Source organism: Streptomyces sp. NPDC036813, from assembly GCF_055609245.1.
Genome location: NZ_JBVJPV010000015.1, coordinates 78388 through 101353, shown reverse-complemented (window position 1 = coordinate 101353; position 22966 = coordinate 78388). Strand labels below are relative to the sequence as shown.

18 protein-coding genes and 1 tRNA gene are annotated in these 22966 nt (G+C 72.9%); 15 read left to right on the top strand and 4 right to left on the bottom strand.

From position 1 onward, the window contains the following. Positions 1 to 122 precede the first annotated feature (122 nt). The 10 genes from ACZ67Q_RS28535 (at position 123) to ACZ67Q_RS28490 (ending at position 15759) form a co-directional block, all read left to right on the top strand. Positions 123 to 722, top strand: coding sequence for a small secreted protein (locus tag ACZ67Q_RS28535; RefSeq protein ID WP_361633940.1), 600 nt, complete (start codon positions 123 to 125; stop codon positions 720 to 722). A 323-nt stretch (positions 723 to 1045) separates the two neighbouring features. Then, on the top strand, positions 1046 to 2566 hold the full coding sequence (locus ACZ67Q_RS28530) for a DUF7059 domain-containing protein (RefSeq protein ID WP_471187764.1): 1521 nt from the start codon (positions 1046 to 1048) through the stop codon (positions 2564 to 2566). A gap of 1103 nt (positions 2567 to 3669) precedes the next feature. Beyond that, positions 3670 to 3867 carry a hypothetical protein gene (locus ACZ67Q_RS28525; protein ID WP_361633911.1) on the top strand — a complete coding sequence of 66 codons (198 nt, stop codon included), beginning with the start codon at positions 3670 to 3672 and terminating at the stop codon, positions 3865 to 3867. Positions 3868 to 4167: 300 nt separating this feature from the next. Further along, positions 4168 to 7002: a type I DNA topoisomerase gene (gene topA, locus ACZ67Q_RS28520; protein WP_471187761.1), complete on the top strand. Its 2835-nt coding sequence runs from the start codon at positions 4168 to 4170 to the stop codon at positions 7000 to 7002. Positions 7003 to 7157: 155 nt separating this feature from the next. Then, positions 7158 to 10361, top strand: coding sequence for a dTMP kinase (gene tmk / locus ACZ67Q_RS28515; protein WP_471187758.1), 3204 nt, complete (start codon positions 7158 to 7160; stop codon positions 10359 to 10361). 236 nt (positions 10362 to 10597) lie between these two features. Beyond that, complete coding sequence (locus ACZ67Q_RS28510; protein ID WP_471187755.1) at positions 10598 to 11803, top strand: DNA polymerase III subunit delta'; 1206 nt, start codon at positions 10598 to 10600, stop codon at positions 11801 to 11803. A 269-nt stretch (positions 11804 to 12072) separates the two neighbouring features. Continuing rightward, positions 12073 to 13662 (top strand): alpha/beta hydrolase, encoded by a 1590-nt coding sequence (locus tag ACZ67Q_RS28505; RefSeq protein ID WP_471187752.1) that lies wholly within the window; start codon positions 12073 to 12075, stop codon positions 13660 to 13662. Between the two features lie 107 nt (positions 13663 to 13769). Continuing rightward, positions 13770 to 13846 (top strand) — tRNA-Thr (locus tag ACZ67Q_RS28500). 91 nt (positions 13847 to 13937) lie between these two features. After that, positions 13938 to 14672: a hypothetical protein gene (locus tag ACZ67Q_RS28495; RefSeq protein ID WP_471187749.1), complete on the top strand. Its 735-nt coding sequence runs from the start codon at positions 13938 to 13940 to the stop codon at positions 14670 to 14672. A 193-nt stretch (positions 14673 to 14865) separates the two neighbouring features. After that, on the top strand, positions 14866 to 15759 hold the full coding sequence (locus ACZ67Q_RS28490; protein WP_471187746.1) for a glycosyltransferase family 2 protein: 894 nt from the start codon (positions 14866 to 14868) through the stop codon (positions 15757 to 15759). Positions 15760 to 15993: 234 nt separating this feature from the next. On the opposite strand, the gene ACZ67Q_RS28485 is transcribed toward ACZ67Q_RS28490, so the two are convergent. Together ACZ67Q_RS28485 and ACZ67Q_RS28480 are read right to left on the bottom strand one after the other, a co-directional pair. Then, positions 15994 to 17673, bottom strand: coding sequence for a bifunctional 3'-5' exonuclease/DNA polymerase (locus ACZ67Q_RS28485; RefSeq protein ID WP_471187744.1), 1680 nt, complete (start codon positions 17671 to 17673; stop codon positions 15994 to 15996). Between the two features lie 104 nt (positions 17674 to 17777). Continuing rightward, positions 17778 to 18506 carry a Clp protease N-terminal domain-containing protein gene (locus tag ACZ67Q_RS28480; RefSeq protein WP_471187741.1) on the bottom strand — a complete coding sequence of 243 codons (729 nt, stop codon included), beginning with the start codon at positions 18504 to 18506 and terminating at the stop codon, positions 17778 to 17780. Positions 18507 to 18626: 120 nt separating this feature from the next. Between ACZ67Q_RS28480 and ACZ67Q_RS28475 the strand changes: the two genes are divergently transcribed. Continuing rightward, on the top strand, positions 18627 to 19718 hold the full coding sequence (locus tag ACZ67Q_RS28475) for a DUF2786 domain-containing protein (RefSeq protein WP_471187738.1): 1092 nt from the start codon (positions 18627 to 18629) through the stop codon (positions 19716 to 19718). A 271-nt stretch (positions 19719 to 19989) separates the two neighbouring features. On the opposite strand, the gene ACZ67Q_RS28470 is transcribed toward ACZ67Q_RS28475, so the two are convergent. Further along, a complete protein-coding gene (locus ACZ67Q_RS28470; protein WP_471187735.1) occupies positions 19990 to 20526 on the bottom strand; it encodes a DUF4232 domain-containing protein in 537 nt (178 codons plus the stop codon). Between the two features lie 62 nt (positions 20527 to 20588). Continuing rightward, a complete protein-coding gene (locus ACZ67Q_RS28465; RefSeq protein ID WP_471187732.1) occupies positions 20589 to 21065 on the bottom strand; it encodes a hypothetical protein in 477 nt (158 codons plus the stop codon). A gap of 287 nt (positions 21066 to 21352) precedes the next feature. On the opposite strand from ACZ67Q_RS28465, the gene ACZ67Q_RS28460 reads away from it, so the two are divergent. The 4 genes from ACZ67Q_RS28460 (at position 21353) to ACZ67Q_RS28445 (ending at position 22960) form a co-directional block, all read left to right on the top strand. Then, the gene (locus ACZ67Q_RS28460; RefSeq protein ID WP_471187729.1) at positions 21353 to 21727 is read left to right on the top strand and encodes a VOC family protein; all 375 of its coding nucleotides are present in this window, start codon (positions 21353 to 21355) and stop codon (positions 21725 to 21727) included. Positions 21728 to 21734: 7 nt separating this feature from the next. Beyond that, entirely contained in the window at positions 21735 to 22088 is a 354-nt protein-coding gene (locus tag ACZ67Q_RS28455; protein ID WP_471187726.1) for an ArsR/SmtB family transcription factor, read from the top strand. Further along, positions 22085 to 22543 (top strand): SRPBCC family protein, encoded by a 459-nt coding sequence (locus ACZ67Q_RS28450; protein WP_471187723.1) that lies wholly within the window; start codon positions 22085 to 22087, stop codon positions 22541 to 22543. Before ACZ67Q_RS28455 ends, ACZ67Q_RS28450 begins: the two co-directional genes overlap by 4 nt. A gap of 147 nt (positions 22544 to 22690) precedes the next feature. Further along, on the top strand, positions 22691 to 22960 hold the full coding sequence (locus ACZ67Q_RS28445) for a DUF397 domain-containing protein (protein ID WP_471187720.1): 270 nt from the start codon (positions 22691 to 22693) through the stop codon (positions 22958 to 22960). The last annotated feature ends 6 nt before the right edge of the window (positions 22961 to 22966 follow it).

Below are 22966 nucleotides of genomic sequence, written 5' to 3'. Positions count from 1 at the left end.
GTGCGTGAACCGGGTTCGTGAGCCTTCTCTCGCTTGGTGCGAATGGCTTCAAAAGGGGTCCAAGCGGGCATCCGGAGTGCGGGCGGCGCGTGGGTGCCGTGTATGTTCCGGGGCCGAGAGCCATGGAAGGGACCAATCCGGTGAACAAGAAGCTCGCGGCCGCACTGTCCGGCGGTGCGGTACTGGTACTGGCGGTGTCCGGGTGCAGCAGCAGCGACAACGGCAACGAGAAGCTGGACGCCTGGGCCAAGCAGGTCTGTGACGCCGTTCAGCCGCAGGCGAAGAAGATCGAGGCCGCGAACGCCGCGATCCAGAAGGAGACCTCGGACAACAGCGCGCCCAAGGACGTCCAGGCGACCGACGCGCGGGCCTTCCAGGACATGTCCGACGCGTACAAGGCGATCGGGGCCGCGGTACAGCGCGCCGGCGCGCCGAACGTGGACGGTGGCGAGAAGAAGCAGCGCGACGCGGTGACGGAGCTGAACGCGCTGTCCGCGAAGTACGCGGCGCTGAAGAAGCAGGTCGACGCGCTGAACACCTCGGACCAGGGGAAGTTCGCCGACGGGCTGAAGGGGATCGCCACCGAGCTGGACAAGCTCAGCAAGAGCGGGAGCGATGCGCTGAAGAACCTGGAGGAGGGGGACGTCGGGAAGGCGATGAGCAAGCAGGAGAGCTGCAAGGCGGCGTCTGCGCCTGCGGCGCCTTCGGCGGCCAAGAGCTGACGGTGGGATGACGGCGGGGGCGGGATGCCTGCGGCGGCCTGTGCGGGGTGCGTTGTGCCTGGTCGCGCGGTTCCCCGCGCCTCGTGAATGCCTGCGTCGGCCCGCGCGGGTGCGTGCTGGGCTGGTGTAGCGCCTTCGGTACGTGGTGAGTCGGGCCCCGGCGGGCGGGCATCCCCCGCCGGGGCCCGTTCTCGCCCGGCGGGCGGGCACCCCCGCCGAGGCCCGTTCGCCCGGCGGGCGGACACCCCCGCCGGGGCCCTTCTCGCCATGGGCGGCTCCCGGCCGTCGGGGCGCGGGCCGCGGGCGCGGGACACAATGGGGGCGTGAGTAATGCCACCCTCTTCCCCTTGCCCTCCGTCGATCGCGATGTCGCCGGGCGGTTGCGCGATGCGCTGCTCGGGGCTTCGTTCACTGCTGACGGGCTGCTCGACCTGCTCGGAGCGCCCGCCTATGCGGCGCTGGCCCGCAGCGAGACCGTGCCCGCACTGCGGGCGACCCGTGGTGACACGCCGCTGGAGACGCTCGTCAGGCTGTTCCTGCTGCAGCAGCCGGTGCCGCGCGCGCGGGTCGCCGGTGTGCTGCCGGTGGACCCGTGCCTGCAGAGCGGGTGGCTCGTCGCGGTGGGTGATGGAGACGAGGTCGCCGCCGCGGTGGATGTGCGGCCGTACGGCGGGGCCGATGGCGAGGACTGGTTCATCGTCTCCGACCTGGGGTGCGCGGTCGGCGGAGCCGGTGGCATCGGGAGCCGGAACGAAGAGGTCGTGCTGGGGGTCGGCGGGGCCTCCACGACGTTGGCCGGGATCACGGTGCGTACGCCGGTCGGCGCCGCGCTGGACCTCGGTACCGGGTCGGGCATCCAGGCGTTGCACGCCGCGCAGCACGCCACGCGCGTGACCGCGACCGACCTCAATCCGCGGGCGCTGCACATCGCCGCGCTCACGCTGGCCCTGTCCGGGGCGCCCGAGGCGGATCTGCGGCAGGGGTCGTTGTTCGAGCCGCTGCGGGACGACGAGACCTTCGATCTGATCGTGTCCAACCCGCCGTTCGTGATCTCGCCAGGTGCGCGGCTGACCTACCGGGACGGAGGGATGGGCGGGGACGATCTGTGCCGCTCGCTCGTTCAGGGGGCAGGGGAACGGCTGAACGTGGGCGGGTTCGCGCAGTTCCTCGCCAACTGGCAGCACGTCGAGGGGGAGGACTGGCAGGACAGACTCAGGTCGTGGGTGCCCCGCGGCTGCGACGCGTGGATCGTGCAGCGCGAGGTGCAGGACGTCACGCAGTACGCCGAGCTGTGGCTGAGGGACGCGGGTGACCACCGTGCGGACCCGGCCGAGTACCAGGCGCGGTACGACGCCTGGCTGGAGGAGTTCGAGGCGCGCAAGGTGAAGGCCGTGGGCTTCGGCTGGATCACCCTGCGCCGTACGGACTCCGACGAGCCCTCGATCACCGTCGAGGAGTGGCCGCACCCGGTCGAGCAGCCACTGGGCGACACCATCCGGGCGCACTTCCGGCGGTTGGACCACCTGCGTGAGCACGACGACGCGGCGCTGCTCGAGGCGAGCTACCGGCTCGTCGCCGAGGTGGTCCAGGAGCAGGTCGGGCTGCCCGGTGCCGAGGATCCGGAGCACGTCGTGCTGCGGCAGAACCGCGGCATGCGCCGGGCCACCAAGGTCGACACGGTCGGCGCGGGCTTCGCCGGCGTCTGCGACGGCACGCTGAGCGCGGGCCGCATCCTGGACGCGATCGCCCAGCTGATGGGCGAGGACCCGGTACTGCTGCGCGACCGCACGCCCGCGCAGATCCGGCTGCTGGTGGAACAGGGGTTCCTCGAGCCCGCCGAGTGAGGGGCTCGCCGGGCGCGGCCGCCCGACGGCCTGGCCGTCCGGAGGGCCCGGCGTCCGGAGGGCCCGGCGTCCGGCGGGTTCGGTGCCGGCCGAGGGTGCCTGCCGCTTGGGCGGGTCTGCCGGGTGGCGGTCCGTCGGGTGCGGTGCCGGCCGTGTGAGGGTGCCTGCCGCTTGGGCGGGTCTGCCGGGTGGCGGTCCGCCGGGTGCGGTGCCGGCCGTGTGAGGGTGCCCGCCGCTTGGGCGGGTCTGCCGGGTGGCGGTCCGCCGGGTGCGGTGCCGGCCGTATGAGGGTGCCCGCCGCTTGGGCGGGTCTGCCGGGTGGCCGTCCGTCGGGTGCGGTGCCGGCCGTATGAGGGTGCTCCCGGCTTGGGCGCGCCCGCCGGGTGTGGAGCCTGGCGTGTCGGAGTGCCTGCCGCTTGCGTGGGTCCTCCGGGTGGCGGTCAGCTGCGTGCGGTTCCAGCCGTGAGGATGCCTGCCGCATGGAGCCGTCCGCCGAGTGCAGCCGGCCGCCCGCCGCAAGGACGCGCCTCCCGTGCGCGGCCGCTGACCGCGTGGACGTCCGCCGGGCGCCTCGGCCACCCGCCGCCTGGCTCGCCCGGCCACCCGCCGCCCGGCCCGCCCCGCCGCGTGGCTCGCCCGGCCGCCCGCCGCCCGGCCGCCCGCCGCAAGGACGCGCCTCGCATGTGCGGCCGCTGACCGCGTGGACGTCCGCCGGGCGCCTCGGCCACCCGCCGCCCGGCTCGCCCGGCCGCCCGCCGCAAGGACGCGCCTCCCGTGCGCGGCCGCTCACCGCGCGGGCGTTCGCCGGGCGCCTCGGCCACCCGCCGTCCCACCCGCCCCCGCCGTCCCACCCGCCCCCGCGGGCCGCCCGCCCCCCGTACGGCCCGAGGGCGGGGCCGCCCGCCTCCGCCATCCCTGCCGTCGCCCCGGAAATTCTCGGCGCCTGAAAAAACGGCGGAAAAATTGTCCCGGCGATCCCGCCGGGCCTGCTCCGGGGTGATCGGCGGCGTGCCGTTCACCGGGGGTTCGCCTGCCCGCTGCCCGCGCGTGTCACTCTCCCGGCACCGGGCACTCGCGGACGGGAGAACAGGGGCACGCCAGCCATGGAGAGCGGACCGGCGATCTTCGCAGGAGCGGTGTTCGCCCTGTTCGGAGGCGCACTGATGGTGTGGACCGCCGTCCGGGCCCGGCACGGGGAGCCGGTCGTCCACGGTGTGAGGCCGGTCGCATCGGCGGCCCTCGCGGCGCTCGCGGCGATGGCCGCGCTGGGTGCCGGACTGTGGTGCTTCACCCAGGTCTGAGGCCGCACTGCGGGCTCGACCACGGGTAATGGGAACGTCACGCTCCGGACAGGACCGAAACGACGGGTGGGCACTCCGGGCGGCAGGATCGGCGTTTCTCGGGTTACCGTTCGAGTGGCCGTTGCGGGCTTTTCCCGTTTGACACGGGGGCGGGATGTACCGTCACACTCCGCAGCGTCACCAGCAAGCGCGCCGCCGGGACCGGCGGTAGAGCCACGGCGAGCGCGCCACGAAGTGAAGACCCGACCCCGGGAAACAAGGCCTGGGGAGGCCCAGCCTCGACCGGAGAGAAGAGCGAAGTTGTCCCCGACCAGCGAGACCGCACAGGGCGGCCGCCGACTCGTCATCGTCGAGTCGCCTGCCAAGGCGAAGACGATCAAGGGCTACCTCGGCCCCGGCTACGTCGTCGAAGCGAGCGTCGGGCACATCCGCGACCTTCCCAACGGCGCCGCGGAGGTGCCCGAGAAGTACACCGGCGAGGTCCGCCGCCTCGGCGTGGACGTCGAGCACGACTTCCAGCCGATCTATGTCGTCAACGCCGACAAGAAGGCCCAGGTCAAGAAGCTCAAGGACCTGCTGAAGGACTCCGACGAGCTGTACCTCGCCACCGATGAGGACCGGGAGGGCGAGGCGATCGCCTGGCACCTCCAGGAGGTGCTCAAGCCCAAGGTCCCGGTCAAGCGGATGGTCTTCCACGAGATCACCAAGTCCGCGATCCAGGCCGCCGTCGCCAACCCGCGCGAGCTGAACCAGAAGCTGGTCGACGCCCAGGAGACCCGCCGCATCCTCGACCGCCTCTACGGCTACGAGGTCTCCCCGGTGCTGTGGAAGAAGGTCATGCCGCGGCTGTCCGCCGGGCGTGTCCAGTCCGTCGCGACCCGTCTCGTCGTCGAGCGGGAACGCGAGCGCATCGCGTTTCGTTCTGCGGAGTACTGGGACCTGACGGGCACCTTCGCGACCGGCCGAGCGGGGGACTCCTCCGACCCGTCGTCGCTGGTCGCCCGCCTGCAGACCGTCGACGGCCGGCGGGTCGCGCAGGGCCGTGACTTCGACTCCCTCGGACAGCTCAAGAGCGCGAACACCCTCCACCTCGACGAGGCGAACGCCCGCGCCCTGGCCGCCGCCCTGGAGAACACGCGGTTCTCCGTGCGGTCCGTCGAGTCCAAGCCGTACCGCCGCTCGCCGTACGCCCCGTTCCGTACGACGACGCTGCAGCAGGAGGCCAGCCGCAAGCTCGGCTTCGGCGCGAAGGCGACGATGCAGATCGCGCAGAAGCTGTACGAGAACGGCTACATCACCTACATGCGTACGGACTCCACGACGCTGAGCGACACCGCGATCGCGGCCGCCCGCGCCCAGGTCACGCAGCTGTACGGCGCCGACTACCTGCCGCCCCAGCCGCGTACCTACGCCGCCAAGGTGAAGAACGCGCAGGAGGCGCACGAGGCGATCCGTCCCTCGGGTGACCGCTTCCGCACGCCCGCGGAGACCGGCCTGACCGGCGACCAGTTCAGGCTGTACGAGCTGATCTGGAAGCGGACCGTCGCCTCCCAGATGAAGGACGCGACGGGTAACTCCGTCACCGTGAAGATCGCCGGTGCGGCCGCCGACGGACGGGACGTCGAGTTCAGCGCGTCCGGCAAGACGATCACCTTCCACGGCTTCCTCAAGGCCTACGTCGAGGGCGCCGACGACCCGAACGCCGAGCTGGACGACCGCGAGCGCCGGCTGCCGCAGGTCGCCGAGGGCGACGCGCTGTCCGCCGAGGAGATCACGGTCGACGGGCACGCCACCAAGCCCCCGGCCCGCTACACCGAAGCCTCGCTGGTCAAGGAGCTGGAAGAGCGCGAGATCGGCCGCCCGTCGACGTACGCGTCGATCATCGGCACCATCCTCGACCGCGGCTATGTGTTCAAGAAGGGCACGGCCCTCGTGCCGTCCTTCCTCTCCTTCGCCGTGGTCAACCTGCTGGAGAAGCACTTCGGCCGGCTCGTCGACTACGACTTCACCGCCAAGATGGAGGACGACCTCGACCGCATCGCCCGCGGCGAGGCGCAGGCCGTGCCGTGGCTGAAGCGCTTCTACTTCGGCGAGGGCAACGCCGAGGGCGCCGCGGCCGACGCCGGCAACGGCGACGGCGACCACCTCGGCGGCCTCAAGGAACTGGTGACCGACCTGGGCGCGATCGACGCCCGTGAGGTGTCCTCGTTCCCGGTGGGCAACGACATCGTGCTCCGCGTCGGCCGCTACGGGCCGTACATCGAGCGCGGCGAGAAGGACACCGAGCAGCACCAGCGGGCCGACATCCCGGACGACCTGGCGCCGGACGAGCTGAGCGTCGAGCTCGCCGAGGAACTGCTCGCCAAGCCGAGCGGCGACTACGAGCTGGGCACCGACCCGGCGACCGGTCACACGATCGTCGCCAAGGACGGCCGCTACGGTCCGTACGTCACGGAGATCCTCCCCGAGGGCACCCCGAAGACCGGCAAGAACGCGGTCAAGCCGCGCACGGCGTCGCTGTTCAAGTCGATGTCCCCGGACACGGTGACCCTCGAGGACGCGCTGCGGCTGATGTCGCTGCCGCGCGTGGTCGGCACCGACGCCGAGGGCCAGGAGATCACCGCCCAGAACGGCCGCTACGGGCCGTACCTGAAAAAGGGCACGGACTCGCGGTCGCTGCAGTCCGAGGAGCAGCTCTTCACGATCACGCTGGAAGAGGCGCTGGAGATCTACTCGCAGCCCAAGCAGCGCGGTCGGGCGGCAGCCAAGCCGCCGCTGAAGGAGCTGGGCGAGGACCCGGTCAGCGGCAAGCCGGTCGTGGTCAAGGACGGCCGCTTCGGTCCGTACGTCACGGACGGGGAGACCAACGCGACCCTGCGCTCCGGCGACAGCGTCGAGACGATCACCCCGGAGCGCGGCTTCGAGCTGCTCGCCGAGAAGCGCGCCAAGGGCCCGGCCAAGAAGACGGCCAAGAAGGCGCCCGCCAAGAAGACGGCGGCGAAGAAGGCGACCACGGCGAAGAAGACCACGACCGCCAAGAAGACCGCCGCGAAGAAGACGACCACGGCGAAGACCACGGCCAAGAAGACGACCGCGAAGAAGACCGCGGCGTCCAAGGCGGCGGCCGAGGACTGACAGCCCCTCGGCGGACGCGCTGTCCGGCCGCGGCCGGCGCACGGCACGCCCGGCGTTCGCGAAAAGGCACGCCCCGGCACCCACATCGGTGTCGGGGCGCGCGTCTGTTCGGACGGTCGCCGGTGACTGACGGTGGCGCCCGATAGTCTGAATGCATGACGCGAGCCGACCAGCCAACGGCCCCCCACCCGGTCCCGGACGACGCCCTGGTAGCGGACTCCCGCGAGCGCGCCGTCCGTGCGCTGCTGCGCCATCCGCAGCTCAGGCGGTTGTGGAGCGCGCAGTTGGTGGGTGGTGTCGGAGACGTCCTCGCTCTGCTGGTCCTGGTCCTCCTCGCCCTGCAGGCGGCCATCGGCCAGGGCTCCTTCGGCGGCGGCTACCGGGGCGTGGCGTTCGCAGTGGCGACCGTCTTCGGGGTGCGCATACTGGCCACCCTGCTCTGCGGCGCGGTCCTCCTCGGCCCGCTGACCAGCCTGACCTCGCCGGACGGCCCGCTCGACCGCCGCTGGACCATGGTCGGCGCGGACGGCGTGCGGGCGGCGCTGCTCATCGTGGCGCCCCTGTGGATCGACTGGACGCCGCGGAACGCTCTCGCCGCCCTGCTGGTCACCGCCTTCCTCACCTCGGTCGCCGAGCGACTGTGGGCGGTGTGCCGGGAGAGCGCGGCGCCCGCGCTGCTGCCCGCGCCGCCGCCCGAGGGCGCCACGGTACGGCCGCTGCCCGACCACCTGGACGCTCTGCGCCGTCTGTCCCTGCGGACCGGTTTCGTCTCGGTCCCGCTCGGCGCGGCCGCCCTGGTCCTCGCCGCGCTGCTGAACAACCTGCTGGGCACCGGCATCGACTGGTTCGACCAGCACACGGCGGCCCTCGCCTCGTATCTGGCGGCCGGCCTGTTCGCCGCCTCGCTGTCCGTGCTGACCTACCTCGAGCTGCCCGCCACGCGCACCCCGCGCGCCCGGTCGCCCCTGGAGGGCCTGCGCCGCCCGAAGACCGGTACCGGCGCCGACAAGGGCCGCACCGGCGCGATCCCGCTGCTGGTGTTCGCGTGCGCCGCCGTCGCCGGGGCGATCTCCGCCGCCGTCGCCGTGTGCGTGCTGCACGCCAAGGACCTGGGCGGCGGCCCGGTGCTGTACGGCCTGCTCGTCGCCGCGCTGACCGGCGGTGTCGTGGTCGGCATCCGTACGGCCCCGAAGGTGCTGGTGTCGCTGTCGCGGCGCCGGCTGCTGTCGCTGTCGATCGCCTTCACGGGCATCGCCCTGCTGGCCGCGGGGCTCGTCCCGGACGTCACCAGCGTCCTGCTGATCGTCGCCCTGGCCGGTGTCGGCGCGGGCGTCGCCGCCAACACCGGGCACACCCTGCTCGACCAGGAGACCGAGGACAACCGCCGGGCCCGCACCACCGAGCATCTGCACGCCGTGGTCCGGGTCCTGGTCGCTCTCGCCGCCGTGGTGGCGCCGCTGGTCGCCGCCGGGATCGGGCCGCACCGTCTGGAGAACGGCAAGTTCGTCTTCGCCCACGGGGGCGCCGCGTTCACGCTGATGCTCGTCGGCGCGCTGCTGCTGCCGGTGGCCGTGCTGGTGCTCGCCAAGGTCGACGACCGCGCGGGCGTGCCCCTGCGGCATGACCTGCGGGACGCGCTGCTCGGTGACGACCCGGTGCAGGCGCCCGCCGCCGGCGGCTTCTTCATCGCCCTGGAAGGCGGCGACGGCGCCGGCAAGTCCACGCAGGCCGAGGCGCTCGCCGAGTGGATCCGCGGCAAGGGCCACGAGGTCGTCGTCACGCGCGAGCCGGGCGCCACGCCGGTCGGCAAGCGGCTGCGCTCGATCCTGCTGGACGTGTCGTCGGCCGGGCTGTCCCACCGCGCGGAGGCGCTGCTGTACGCCGCCGACCGCGCCGAGCACGTCGACACGGTCGTGCGGGCCGCCCTGGAACGCGGGGCGGTCGTCATCTCCGACCGGTACATCGACTCCTCCGTGGCCTACCAGGGCGCGGGCCGCGACCTGTCCCCGACGGAGATCGCCCGGATCAACCGCTGGGCGACCAACGGCCTCGTACCGCATCTGACCGTGCTGCTGGACGTGGCGCCGGAGACCGCGCGTGAGCGGTTCACGGAGGCGCCGGACCGGCTGGAGTCGGAGCCGGCGGAGTTCCACGCGCGCGTGCGCTCCGGCTTCCTGACGCTGGCCGCCGCCGACCCCGGGCGCTACCTGGTGGTCGACGCCGGTCAGGAGCCCGAGGCGGTCACGACCGTCATCCGGCACCGGCTGGACCAGGTGCTGCCGCTCTCCGAGGCCGAGATCAAGGCCCAGGAGGAGGCCCGGCGCAAGGCCGAGGAGGAGGCCGCCCGCAAGGCCGAGGAGGAGCGCCTGGAGCGCGAGCGTCAGGAGGAGCTCGCCCGGCTGCGTGCCGAGGAGGAGGAGCGCAAGCGGCGCGAGCTGGAGGAGGCCCAGCGCCGCGAGGCCGAGCGGCAGGCCGAGGAGGCCCGGCAGCGGGCCGAGGAAGCACGCCGTCGTGCCGAGGAGGAGCGGGCCCGGCTGCTCGCCGAGGAGAAGGCCCGCGCCGAGGAGGAGGCCCGCCGCAAGGCCGAGGAGGAGCAGCGGCGCAAGCAGGCCGAGGAGGAGGCCCGGCTGCGCGCCGAGGCCGAACGGCAGCGCCTGGAGAAGCAGCGCAAGGCCGAGGAGGCTCTGTTGCGCGCCGAGGAGGCACGCCGGGCGGCGGAGCAGGCCGCGGCGACCGCCCAGGCCGGCCCCAGGCCGACCCCGCCGGCGGTGACGCCCGACGCGGCGACCGTGCCGACGCCGGTGGTCACACCGACCAACGCGACGGGCGGGCCGCTGGAGGAGACGGCGGTCCTGCGCGCGGTGAGCGACGAGCGGCCCGAGGGCTCGGCGGCCCAGGGATCCGGTGACGACCGTGCCGGTAAGCGTGCCGAGACATCCGACGCCGAGGTGACCACGGAACTGCCGCAGGCCGAAGTGACGGCGGAACTGCCGCAGCCGCCGGTGCCGCCGGGTGCCGCGGACGAGACGGCGGTGCTGCCGCAGGTCCCGCAGAGCGCGGCCGACGAGACGGCCGTGCTGCCGCCCGTGCGCGAGGAGAGCGCCGCGGACCGGGTGCCGCCGGGATACTTCCGCGACGAGCCGGCGGGCCCGCGACCGGACGGCTCGGACGACCGCACCCGTGAGCTTCCGCAGCTCGACGCGGACGGTACGCCCACGCGTCGTCCCCGCTCCGACTGGGCCGAGGAGACCCCGCTGGACGACCTGCCGACCCTGGCGGACGAACTGCTGGGCTCGCGCTACGACGACGAGGAGCACGACGAGGACCGCCGCGGTCGCGGGCGGGGCCGGGGCCGCTGAACCCGGCCGTGCCCGGCGCCGGTCCCGGACGGTGCCGGTGAACGCGGCCGTGCCCGGCGTGGGCCCTTGACGGTGTCGGTGAGAACCGGCGCCCGGGGCCTGCGCGGGCCGGGTCGTGCGCGGGCCGGGTCGCGGGCCTCGGCCTCCCGGCGGGACCCGGCCGCGGCGTCGGTTGTCAGTGGTCGCCCGCACAATGGAGCCCGCAAGTGATGCAGGACGAAAGGGCGGGGTGACCCATGGCCGTGTGGGACGACCTGGTCGGGCAGGAGCGGGTGAGCGACCAGCTAGCCGCCGCCGCCCGGGACGCCGATGCCCTGGTGAGTGCGATCGAGACCGGCGGGCCGGTGCCACAGGCGTCGAAGATGACACACGCCTGGCTGTTCACGGGACCGCCCGGCGCCGGGCACGTCCAGGCGGCGCGGTCCTTCGCGGCCGCACTGCAGTGCGTGAGCCCGGACCGCGCGCTGGGCGGCGTGCCCGGCTGCGGCTTCTGCGACGGCTGCCACACCGCGCTCATCGGCACGCACGCGGACGTCACGACCGTCGCCGCCGTCGGCACACAGATCCTCGCCGAGGACATGCGGGACACGGTCCGCAAGTCGTTCACCTCACCGGCGAACGGCCGCTGGCAGGTCATCCTCGTCGAGGACGCCGAGCGGCTGAACGAGAAGTCGGCCAACGCCGTCCTCAAGGCCGTGGAGGAGCCCGCCCCGCGCACGGTGTGGCTGCTGTGCGCCCCGTCGATCGAGGACGTCCTGCCGACGATCCGCTCCCGCTGCCGCCACCTGAACCTGAGCACGCCGTCGGTCGAGGCCGTCGCCGACATGCTGGTCCGGCGGGAGGGCGTCGAGCCGGACGTCGCGGCCGCCGCCGCCCGCGCCACGCAGGGGCACGTCGACCGGGCCCGCCGACTGGCCACCGACCCGGCCGCGCGGGAGCGCCGGGCCGCCGTGCTGAAGCTTCCGCTGCGCGTCGAGGACGTCGGCAGTGCTCTACGGGCCGCCCAGGAGCTCGTCGACGCCGCCGCGGAGGACGCCAAGGCGCTGGCGGAGGAGCTGGACGCCAAGGAGACCGAGGAGCTGAAGGCGGCGCTCGGCGCGGTGCAGGGCGGTCGGCTGCCCCGCGGTACGGCGGGCGTGATGAAGGACCTCGAGGACAAGCAGAAACGGCGCCGCACCCGCACCCAGCGCGACAGCCTGGACCTCGCGCTGACCGATCTCACCGGCTTCTACCGTGACGTCCTCGCCCTCCAGCTCGGCTCCCGCGTGGCCATCGCCAACGCGGACGCCGAGGACGCGCTGGAGCGCCTCGCCCGCGCCGGCACGCCCGAGTCCACCCTGCGCCGCCTCGAGGCCATCGCCGCGTGCCGCGAGGCCCTCGACCGCAATGTGGCGCCGCTGCTGGCGGTGGAAGCGATGACGATGGCCCTCAGAGCAGGCTGAGCCGCCCACGAGCGGCATGGTGCGCCGCCTGTGCCGGTCTTCGGCGGGGCCGCGGCGTGCCGGGCTCCTGCGAGGCTGCCCCTGCCGGCTTCCGGAGTGCCGTCCTGCGTCGGGCTCCGGCGAGGCCGCCGTGTGCCGGGCTCCAGCGAGGCCGCCGTGTACCGGGGTCCTGCGAGGCGCCCCGTGCCGGGCTTCGGGTGCCGTAACTCGTACGGGTCACGTCGAGCACGCAACGCGCCCGGGCGGTCGCACAGCGTTACGCTCGCCGAATGCACACAAGGCGCACTCTCCGCAGGTCCCGCGCCGCTGTCGGCCTTCTGGCCGCCGCGGTGGTGCTCGTCTCCGGCTGCTCCGACGGCGGTTCGACGGCCACCCGCAGTTCGACGGCGGCCCAGGCGGCCCAGGTGGCACTGGCCCCGCTCCCGCATGCCACGCCGTCCGCGCTGGCGTCGTACTACGGCCAGAAACCCAGCTGGCGTGCCTGTGGTGTCCCCGGCTTCCAGTGCGCCACGCTGAAGGCACCGCTCGACTACGCACGGCCCGGCGCCGGGGACGTACGGCTCGCGGTGGCCCGCAAGAAGGCCACCGGGCCGGGCAAGCCGCTCGGGTCGCTGCTGGTCAACCCCGGGGGCCCCGGCGGCTCGGCGGTCGGCTACCTCCAGGACTACGCCGGCGTCGGCTACCCGGCCGAGGTCCGTGCCCGGTACGACATGGTCGCCGTCGACCCGCGGGGCGTGGCCCGCAGCGAGCCCGTCACCTGCCTCGACGGGCGCCAGATGGACGCGTACACGCAGACCGACGTCACGCCTGACGACCAGGAGGAGACCGACGATCTGGTCCAGGCGTACAAGAAGTTCGCGGAGGGCTGCGGTGCGCACTCGGCGAAGCTGCTGCGGCACGTCTCCACGGTGGAGGCGGCGCGGGACATGGACATCGTGCGGGCGGCGCTGGGGGACCGGAAGCTGAACTACGTGGGCGCGTCCTACGGTACGTTCCTGGGGGCGACGTACGCCGGGCTGTTCCCCGACCGGGTGGGGCGGCTGGTGCTGGACGGTGCGATGGACCCGTCCCTCTCCGCGCGCCGGATGAACCTGGACCAGACGGCCGGCTTCGAGACGGCGTTCCAGTCCTTCGCGAAGGACTGCGTGAAGCACGCCGACTGCCCGCTCGGCGGCCCGCGCACCTCGCCGCAGCGGGTCGGCGACAACCTGAAGGCGTTCTTCCGGAAGCTGGACGCGCATCCCATTCCGGCCGGTGACGCCGACGGCCGCAAACTCGGCGAGGCGCTCGCCACGACCGGCGTGATCGCGGCGATGTACGACGAGGCGGCCTGGGAGCAGCTGCGCGAGGCCCTCACCTCGGCGATGAAGCAGAACGACGGCGCCGGACTGCTGTCCCTCGCCGACAGCTATTACGAGCGGGACGCCGGCGGCCGCTACGCGAACCTGATGTTCGCCAACGCCGCCGTGAACTGCCTGGATCTGCCGCCCGCCTTCGACAGCCCGCAGGAGGTGGAGAAAGCCCTGCCCGCCTTCGAGAAGGCGTCCCCGGTCTTCGGCGCGGGTCTCGCCTGGTCCTCCCTGAACTGCGCGTACTGGCCCGTGAAGGCGACCGGCGAACCGCAGCGCATCGAAGCCGGGGGCGCGGCCCCGATCGTGGTCGTCGGCACCACCCGCGACCCGGCGACCCCCTACCGCTGGGCCCAGTCCCTGGCCGGTCAGCTGTCCTCGGCCCGCCTGCTCACCTACGTCGGCGACGGCCACACCGCCTACGGCCGCGGCAGCTCCTGCATCGACTCCGCGATCGACGCCTACCTGCTGCGCGGCACCGCGCCGACCAGCGGGAAGCGCTGTTCGTAGCCCGCGTCACCGGCCCCGGAGCCCCCGCTTCGGGGCTGGTGCGAAGCACCCCTGGAAACTGTGTAGACTTACCGTCGTTGCCGATCGCACCATGGTGCCGGCAGCGCGCCGCTTTAGCTCAGATGGCCAGAGCAACGCACTCGTAATGCGTAGGTCTCGGGTTCGAATCCCGAAAGCGGCTCCACTGGGACCCCAGGTCAGATAACAGCTGACCTGGGGTTTCGTCGTGTTGTACGTGGCTTCGCGTCAGGCGTCACAGGAACTGCGGGGGCGGGATGAGGTTCGCGAAACCGGGCGGCGGCGTGTGCCTCGTGCTGCTGCTGGCCGGGTGCGGTGGTGCCGCGAGTGGGGCGCGGGGGTCCGATACGGCGGGCCCCTCGGCTTCGGCGTCCTCGTCGCCCCGGGCTGTTCCGGCCGCGGACAAGGGGCCGGAGTGCGAGGGCGGCAAAGGAGCCGAGGGGCTGCGTCTGCTGAAGGGCGGAGCGAGGGTGCTGCCGGGCGTCGGCACGGTGAGCTACTCCGAGGCCGGTGCCGACGGGAGGCACCGCAGCGCCGTGCTCGGCGTCGGCGGGGCGAAGCAGACCGTGGCCGTGGGGCAGAAGGTCACCTTGAAGGGGCGGTCCTTCGCGGTCGCCCAGATCTGTACCTACCGTGTGGTCCTCACCACGGCGGAGCGCCAGGGCGCGAACCAGGGTGCATCCACGGACAAGTGGCCGACCACGCACGACGGACACTGGCGGCTGCGCTGGCACGTGCCCGACAACGGGCCGGGCATGGGCGCGGTGGTCACCGACATCGAAGCCGGTCCTGCCCGGGCGGCGATCAGCGTGACCGCGGTCGGCAAGGGACAGCTCGCCTTCTACGACGACGTACGCGAGGGCGGCACCGTCGAGATCGCGGGCAAGCTGTGGAAGGTGGAGACCGTCGAAGCCGGAAGCACGGACGTCGAGATGAACTCGCCCGGCTTCCGGGCGGGATACGCGGACCTGCGGGAGATCGGGGCCGCCTGATCGCCCTTCGGCGGCGGACGGCTTCCTCTTGCGGCAGGGCATGCGTTCCGCCGCTGTGAGGAAAACGGCGTAAAGAGGGCGCAAAGCGCATCGGTTCCCGGACAACCCCCGGCTCTGAGGCAACATCTTGGTGAACGACCGCCCGCGCGGCGAGGACGTGGGCGCGGTCGACAGCCGGATGGGGTGAGGGGCGTTGGTGGAGCCGAGGATCGCGGTCTCCGTGGTGACCATGGGGAACCGGCCCGCCGAGGTCGACGCCCTGCTGGAGTCCGTGGCCAAGCAGGATCTCGCGCCCGCCCGCGTCGTGATCGTCGGCAACGGCTGCCGGCTGCCGGAGTTCGCCCAGCGGCTGTCGCTGCCCGGCGAGGTCACCGTCATCGAGACGGACGAGAACCTCGGCTGCCCCGGCGGACGCAACGTCGCCCTCGCCCGGCTGCGCGAGTTCGGTGACGTCGATGTCGTGGTGGAACTCGACGACGACGGGCTGCTCGTCGACGCGGACGTGCTGCGCCGCGTGGCGGAACTGTTCGCCGAGGAGGAGCGGCTCGGCATCGTCGGGTTCCGTATCGCCGACGAGAACGGGGAGACCCAGCGCCGGCACGTGCCGCGGGCGGGCAACGCGGACCCGCTGCGGGGCGGGTATGTCACCGGGTTCCTGGGTGGCGGGCACGCCTTCCGGACGGCGATGCTGGCCCAGATCGGCGACTGGCCCGCGGAGTTCTTCTTCGCGCACGAGGAGACCGACCTGGCCTGGCGGGCAGCCGACGCGGGCTGGAAGATCCTCTACGCGCCCGAGCTGCTGCTCCAGCACCCGAAGACCTCACCGGCCCGGCACGCCATCTACCACCGCGTCACGGCCCGCAACCGCGTCTGGCTCGTACGGCGCCGGCTGCCGCTGCCGCTCATCCCCGTCCACCTCGGCGTGTGGATCGCCGTCACCCTGCTGCGCACCCGGTCGGCGGCCGGACTGCGTGCCTGGTTCGGGGGGTTCGCCGAGGGGCTGCGTGAACCGGCTGGTGAGCGGCGCCCGATGCGGTGGCGCACGGTGTGGCGGCTGACCCGGCTGGGGCGGCCCCCGGTGATCTGAACGGGCGGCCCGAGAGCGGAGAGTGGGGACGAGGACCCCGGTCGTTCACCTCTGACGGCCAGGGTCCTCGTATGTCCCCGGATCCGGCCACGGCGGCGACACTCCCCCGAGCAGCGCGTGCACGATGTGCACCGCGCGCACCGTCGGACCGGGATCGGATGTCATGATCACATAAAAATCAGTCGATCGACAGCCGGTTGTTCTCGGCCGGGCGAGCGCCGGTCCCACAGGCGGTCACTTCGCGTCGGCGTAGCACTCGACCACCGCCGTCGTGAACGGGAACCGCACCGGCGTCTCGCCGAACGTCAGCCTGCCCGCCAGGTCGGCCGCCTCCCGGATCGCCGTGACGACCGCCGCGGCCTCCTGCTCGGGACAGTGCACGATCACCTCGTCGTGCTGGAAGAACACCAGCTCGGCAGCCATGTCCGCGCACCGCTGCCGCAGCCCGGCGAGCAGCAGCAGGGCCCAGTCGGCGGCGCTGCCCTGGACGACGAAGTTGCGCGCGAAGCGGCCCCGGGCGCGGGCGTCGGTCGAGGCGTAACCCGGCACCCAGGCCCGCTCCCCGGAGTCGTCCTCCGCCACCGGGATGCCCTCGCCCGCGTCGTCGGCCGCGCTCGCCGCCGGCGGGCAGGTCCGGCCCAGCCAGGTGCGCACCAGACGGCCCTCCTCGCCGGCCCGGGCGGCGTCGTCGACGTACGCCACGGCCTTCGGGAAGCGGCGGCGCAGGGCGGCCAGGTTCTTCAGACCGTCGCCCGAGGTCTGGCCGTACACCGCGCCGAGCACGGCGATCTTCGCCTGGTCGCGGTCACCGGCGAAGGCGCGGTCGGACACCTCCTGGTACAGGTCGCTCTCGCGGCCGGCCACCTCCATCAGCCCCGCATCGCGGGAGATCGCCGCCAGCACGCGCGGCTCCATCTGGTCGGCGTCCGCGACGACGAGCCGCCAGCCGGGGTCGGCGACCACCGCCCGGCGGATCACGCGGGGGATCTGCAGCGCGCCCCCGCCGTTGGTGACCCAGCGTCCGGTGACCGTGCCGCCCGCGAGGAACTCCGGGCGGAACCGGCCCTCGCGCACCCAGTCCTGCAGCCAGGACCAGCCGTGGGCGACCCAGATGCGGTACAGCTTCTTGTACTCCAGCAGGGGCTTCACCGCCGGATGGTCGACGGACTCGATCTCCCAGCGGCGGGTCGACCTGACCTTGATCCCGGCCTGCGCGAACGCCTTGACCACGTCGGCGGGCAGGTCGGGCCGGACCCGGCGCCCGAAGGCCGCGGAGACCTCGTCCGCGAGCTCGGCCAGGCGGCGCGGCTCGCCCCCGCCCGCGTACCTCTCGCCGAGCAGGTCGTGCAGCAGCGCGCGGTGCACGTCCGCGCTCCAGGGCAGCCCCGCGTGGTTCATCTCGGCGGCCACCAGCATCCCGGCCGACTCGGCGGCCGTCAGCAGCCGCATCCGGTCGGGGTGTTCGGCGCGCGCGTGCCGGCGCTGCTGCTCGGCGTAGACCTCGAGGAGGTCGGTCAGCGGCAGGCGGGTGCCCTGCGGTTCGAAGAGCGGGGACTGGGCGCCCGGCTCGGCGGACCGCTGGGGCGGGTCCGGTGGTACGGGGCCGCCGCGCAGCCTGGCCAGCGCGGCGGCCGCCGAACGGGGTTCGCCGGAGCGTCCCTCGTGGCCCAGCAGCAGAGTCTCGGCGTCCTCGACGTCGTAGCACCGCTCGACTCGCACCCCCGCGGCGAGCAGACGCGGATAGATCTCGGCGGTGGAACGCCACACCCAGCGCGTGACGCGCGGCCTGCCGCGCACGGCTCGCGCCGGGTCCTCCTCCCGCTGGACGGGACCGGCGGGCAGCCCGTCCGGGCCGAGGGGGGCGACGTCCACGCCACCGTCCTCGGCCGGAGCGAGTGCCCAGCGGTCGGCCATGTCGCGAGTGTGGCAGAGGGGTCTGACAAAGGCGCTGAGCTGGGCGGACGGCCGTCGTCGCGGTGTTCTTGCGGTCGCCTTTCAGGGGGCGCCTCCAGCGGGGGTCAGTCCTGCCCGTCCGCGTGGAGGGACGTGAGGAACTCCGCGACGTGCCGTTCGGTGGCCGGCTTGCCGAGGCCCAGTCCGCTGAGGACGCCCTCGCCGTTCTCGTGCTCCAGCAGGGCCAGCAGGATGTGTTCGGTGCCGACGTAGTTGTGACCGAGGCGCAGCGCCTCGCGGAACGTCAGCTCCAGGACCTTCTTCGCCGAGGAGCTGTACGGCACCAGGTCGGGGGCGTCCTCCACGGCCGGCGGGAGCGCCGCCCGCGCGGCCTCGCGGACCGCGTCGAGGGTGACGCCCTGCGCGGTGATCGCCTTGGCGGCCAGCCCCTCCGGTTCGGCGAGCAGGCCGAGGATCAGGTGCTCGGGGACGCTCTCGGCGCTGTGCGCCGCCTTGGCTTCGTTGTGGGAGGCCACGACGACGTTGCGGGCGCGTGGGGTGTAGCGGTTGAAGCCCTGGCTGGGGTCGAGATCGGCCGACTCCTTGGGCACGAACCGCTTCTGCGCCGCCTGCCGGGTGACGCCCATGCTCTTGCCGATGTCGGTCCATGAGGCGCCGGAGCGGCGGGCCTGGTCGACGAAGTGGCCGATCAGATGGTCGGCCACCTCGTCGAGGTGCTCCGCAGCGATCACCGCGTCCTCGAGCTGTTCGAGGGGTTCTTCGTGAACCTTCTTGATGGCCGCGATGAGGTCGTCGAGGCGGACGGATGTCGTGACAGCGGGATTCTTCGCCATGTGTCAACCTTAGGTTGACATGCATGAGGTGTCAACCCTTGGTTGACATGAGGGCGCTCGAGGCGCCTGCTGGGCGAAGGCAGTCCTCGGGTTGTCAGTGCCCCGTGTCACGATCGTCGGGTGAGCGCTGTCGACCGGGCCTTCGAGGCCGCCCTGTACGACACCGGTGTGACCACCCTGGACACCGGTGCCTCTCTGCTGGCCGCCGACCCGGCGGCCGACGCCGACGTCGAGCGGCGTGGGCGGGAGTTCGTCGCGGTGCTCTGGCGGCGTGGCTGGCAGCCCGCCGACCTCGTGCGGATCGTGCGGCGCGAACTGGACGACGTCCACGTGCGGCTGGCCGCCGATCTGGTGCGGGCGCAGGCGCCCGACGACCGGGTCCGCAGCGCGCGCTGGCGGGCGCAGATCGAGGAGCTGCCCCCTCCCGCGCCGGCCCGTGCCGACCGTTTCACCCACGCCACCGCCGTCCTCGAGCTGTACCGGCTGCTGGTGCGCCTGCCCGCGCTGGAGCCCCTGGAGGAACCGCGCCGGCCGCGCAGCACCGACTCCCGGATGCTGGGCCGGATCCGCGCTCTCCTCGCCAAGGCGGAGGCGACCGGCTACCCGGAGGAGGCCGAGGCGCTCACCGCCAAGGCACAGGAGCTGATGGCCCGGCACAGCGTCGACGAGGCGCTGCTCGACGCGCAGGCGCCAGCCCCCGACGCGCCCGGCGCCTGCCGGATCGGCGTCGAGCCGCCGTACGAGCAGGCCAAGGCGGTCCTGCTCGACGCGGTCGCCACAGCCAATCACTGCCGCGCGGTGTGGAACGAGACGCTGAGCTTCTCCACGGTCGTCGGTTTCGAGGCCGACCTTGAGGCCGTCGAGCTGCTCTACACCTCGCTGCTGGTGCAGGCCCAGTCGGCACTGGCCGCGGCGGAGGCCGCGCAGCGCAAGGGCGGCCGTAAGCGGACGAAGACCTTCCGGCAGTCGTTCCTCGCCGCGTACGCGCATCGGATAGGCGGGCGGCTCGCGGTTGCCGCGGAGACGCAGGTGAGCGACGACCTGCTGCCGGTGCTCGCCTCCCGCGAGGTCGCTGTCGGCGCCGCGGCCGACCGGATGTTCCCCGAGACCGTGTCCACCCGGCTGCGCGGGGTGAGCGACGCGGCGGGGTGGACCGAGGGCTCCCGCGCGGCGGACCGGGCGCGGGTGGGGGACCGGCCACGACTGCCGTGACGCTCTGCGGTGCGGTGCGGTGCAGTGCGCTGTGCGAGGTGGTGCGGTGCAGTGCGCTCTGCGAGGTGGTGCGGTGCGGTGCGGTTGCACTGCGCGGTGCGATTGCGCTCAGCCGTGCGTCGGGCTCAGCGGTGCGGGGGCTTCTCGCGTGCGCCGGCGTCCCGGGGTCCGGGCGCTCCCGGGCGGTGGCGGTCTCGCGGGATGGGGTCACGGCATCGTGAACTATGGCAGTGCCGGTGGGGTGACGACGCCGTGACCTCGAGGCGTGCCGTCAGTCCCCGGCCTGTTCGAAGCCGCCCACCGTGGCGTCCGGAGTGCTGCCCTTGAGCGCGACCTCGCCGTACGACCAGGGGAACTCGTGCGTGTCCTCCGCGCCGGGCAGGGCGAACGTCGCCGTCTTCACGGCCAGGCTCTGCGGGCCGGCCGATGCCGCCGCCCGCGTGTAGGTGATCGTGAAGGACGTCGTCGCGTCCTTGGCCAGCGTCAGCTTCTGGCTCTGCGCCGCCTGGTCGGCGGGGACGGCCGCCTTGGTGTCTCCGGCCTGGAGGACGACCTTCGGGAAGCCCTCCAGGGTGCAGTCGGAACCCGTGTTGGTGAGCGTGACGGTGACGGTACCGGTGTCACCGGCGGCGGGCGCGGCGCTGACCGGGCCGACCTCGGCGCCCACGCCGTCGAGGCGGCAGGCGGTGCTCTTCGCGGCCTTGGCGTCGCCGCCGCCTGCCTTGTCGTTGCTGTCGGAGCCGCTGTCGCAGGCGGTGAGAAGGAGTGCCGCCGCGAGGGCGGCGACGGTGATCGGCATGGCGCGCATGTGTGGAATCCCCTGAGATCGTGACGGTGCCCCAGGATCATCGCGCATGCGCGGGCCCGGCGTTACGAGCCGAGGCCCGCCGTGGGGAAACGGGAGGGCATTCCGCCGCTCTCGGAGCGGGTGTACGTCTCCGTACCGACGTCACCCACCCAGGTGACCTTCAGCGTCGTCCTGTCCACGGAGTCGATGTGGCCGGTGGTGTGGCCGGTTGCCGTGCCCTTGCACTTGAGCTGGATCGTGCGGTCCTTGATCGGGCCGCTGCACACGCTGCCGCCGGTGGTGAAGAGGGCGGCCTGCGTCTCGGTGAGGACCAGGACGACGGCCTTGCCGTTGGTGGTGGTGAGCCAGTTGCCCTGCAAGGCGCCGGCGGGGGGCTGGGGGGTGGTGGCGCCGGTCGCGGGGGACCGGGTCGTTGCCGGGGCCGTGGTCTTCCCGTCGTCGCTGCCGCCGCCACCGCCGCTGCACGCGGCCAGGGTCAGGGCGGCGGTGAGGGCTGCGGCCGCGGTCGCGAGGCGGCGGGTGGGGGTCGGGGAAGTCACCGGGGCACGCTACCAACGGGTACGGAGGGGGTGCCAGACCTGGAAGCCGTCGTTCGTCTGCGGGTGAGCGGGGGTGCTCACGCCCACGCGGCGGTGCCGCACAGCGACGCAGCCCCGCACCCCTGGGCGCCTGCGGCGCACCGGTCGCGGTCTCGTCGTGGCGTGCGCCGCGCCTGCGGCGCGTTGGGTGCCCCGGCAGGGGTGACTTATCGGCAAAGGCCAGACGAGATGCGTAGGGAAAATCCTACGGTTGACGCGTAGGGAGATGCCTACGTATGTTGTGGGCCATGAGCATCAGTCACGCCTCTTTCGTCACCCTCCCCGTCTCCGATCAGGACCGGGCCCTGCGCTTCTATCGCGACGTACTCGGGTTCGAGGTCGTCGCCGATCTGGAGATGCCCGCGGGGCGTTGGCTCCAGGTCGCGCCGCTGGGGGCGCAGACCGCGTTCACGCTGGCGGGGCCGGGAATGGGCGATTTCGAGGCCGGGTCGGCGCGGGGGATCATGTTGGTCACGACCGATGTCGACGCCGACTGCGCCCGGCTCGCCGAGGCGGGTGCCGTGGTGCGGGAGCCGGAGGAGCAACCGTGGGGCCGTATGGCCTCCTTCGCCGATCCCGACGGCAACGGTCTGATGCTGCTGACGGAGAAGGAAGGCTTCTGAAGCCGTTATGAGTGCCGGGGCCCCTGATGTCGCCGCCGAGGACCGTGTCTTCGCCGCGCTTGCCAACGCCACGCGCCGTGAGGTGCTGCGGTTGCTGCGGGAGGGCGGGCCCCAGCCGGTGCAGGCGATCGCCGATCACTTCGACATGCGCCGGCCCAGTCTGTCGGAGCATCTGAAGGTGCTCCGGGACGCCGGTCTTGTCGCCGAGCAGCGGTCCGGGCGGCAGCGTATCTACCGGTTGCGGGCGGTGCCTCTCGCCGAGGTGCAGGAGTGGCTCCATCCGTACGAGCGGTTCTGGCGCGATCAGCTGAAGGGGCTGGGGGATCTGCTCGACCGGATGCCCGACGATGGCCCGTCATGAGCAGCGACGACGATCTCACCACTGTCCGTGTCGACCAGTTCTTTCCGCATCCGCCCGCGAAGGTGTGGCGTGCGCTGACCGAGCCGGAGTTGCTTGCGCAGTGGCAGATGCCCGGCTCCGGGGAGTTCCGGCTCGCGGTCGGTCATCGGTATCGGATGACGTCCGTGCCGCGCCCCAACACCGGTTTCTCCGGTGTCGTCGAGGTGGAGGTTCTCGCCTTCGACGTGGAGCGGATGCTGGCCGTGCGGTGGCGGGACGCCGATCCCGGCCATCCCGCCGACTGGACGATCACCTGGCGGCTGGAACAGGAGGGGCGTGGAACGCGTCTGTTCGTGGTGCACGAGGGCTTCGATCCGGACGATCCGGCGCAGCTGATGGCCCGGCGGATCATGGGCGGTGGCTGGGGCGCACATGTTCTTGCTGCTCTGGGGCAGGCGCTGGAACGGTTCGCGTAAAGCGCTCGTCAAAAGCTGTAACCGGGGGAACACCTGGCGTGCACGTGCATTTGCTCAGGCATCTGCACGTGAACGGGGTTATGATCCCGATCAGTTGACCACTGCATCAATGGCCTCATCAGCCAGTGCACCACCGGGGAGCGACCTGTGGACCACGACGTGTCCGACGTTGAGAACGCGTCCGGCGTGTACAACGGCATCGCCGCCACGCACCTGCACGGGGTCTCCTGGCAGAAGAGCCGGCACAGCAACTCCCAGGGCTCCTGTGTGGAGTTCGCCCGGTTGCCGGGCGGGGACGTGGCCGTGCGCAACTCGCGGTTCCCTGACGGGCCCGCGCTCGTCTACACGCGAGCGGAGATCGAGGCCATGCTGCTGGGCGTCAAGGACGGGGAGTTCGACCATCTCGTCGGCGGATGATCACGG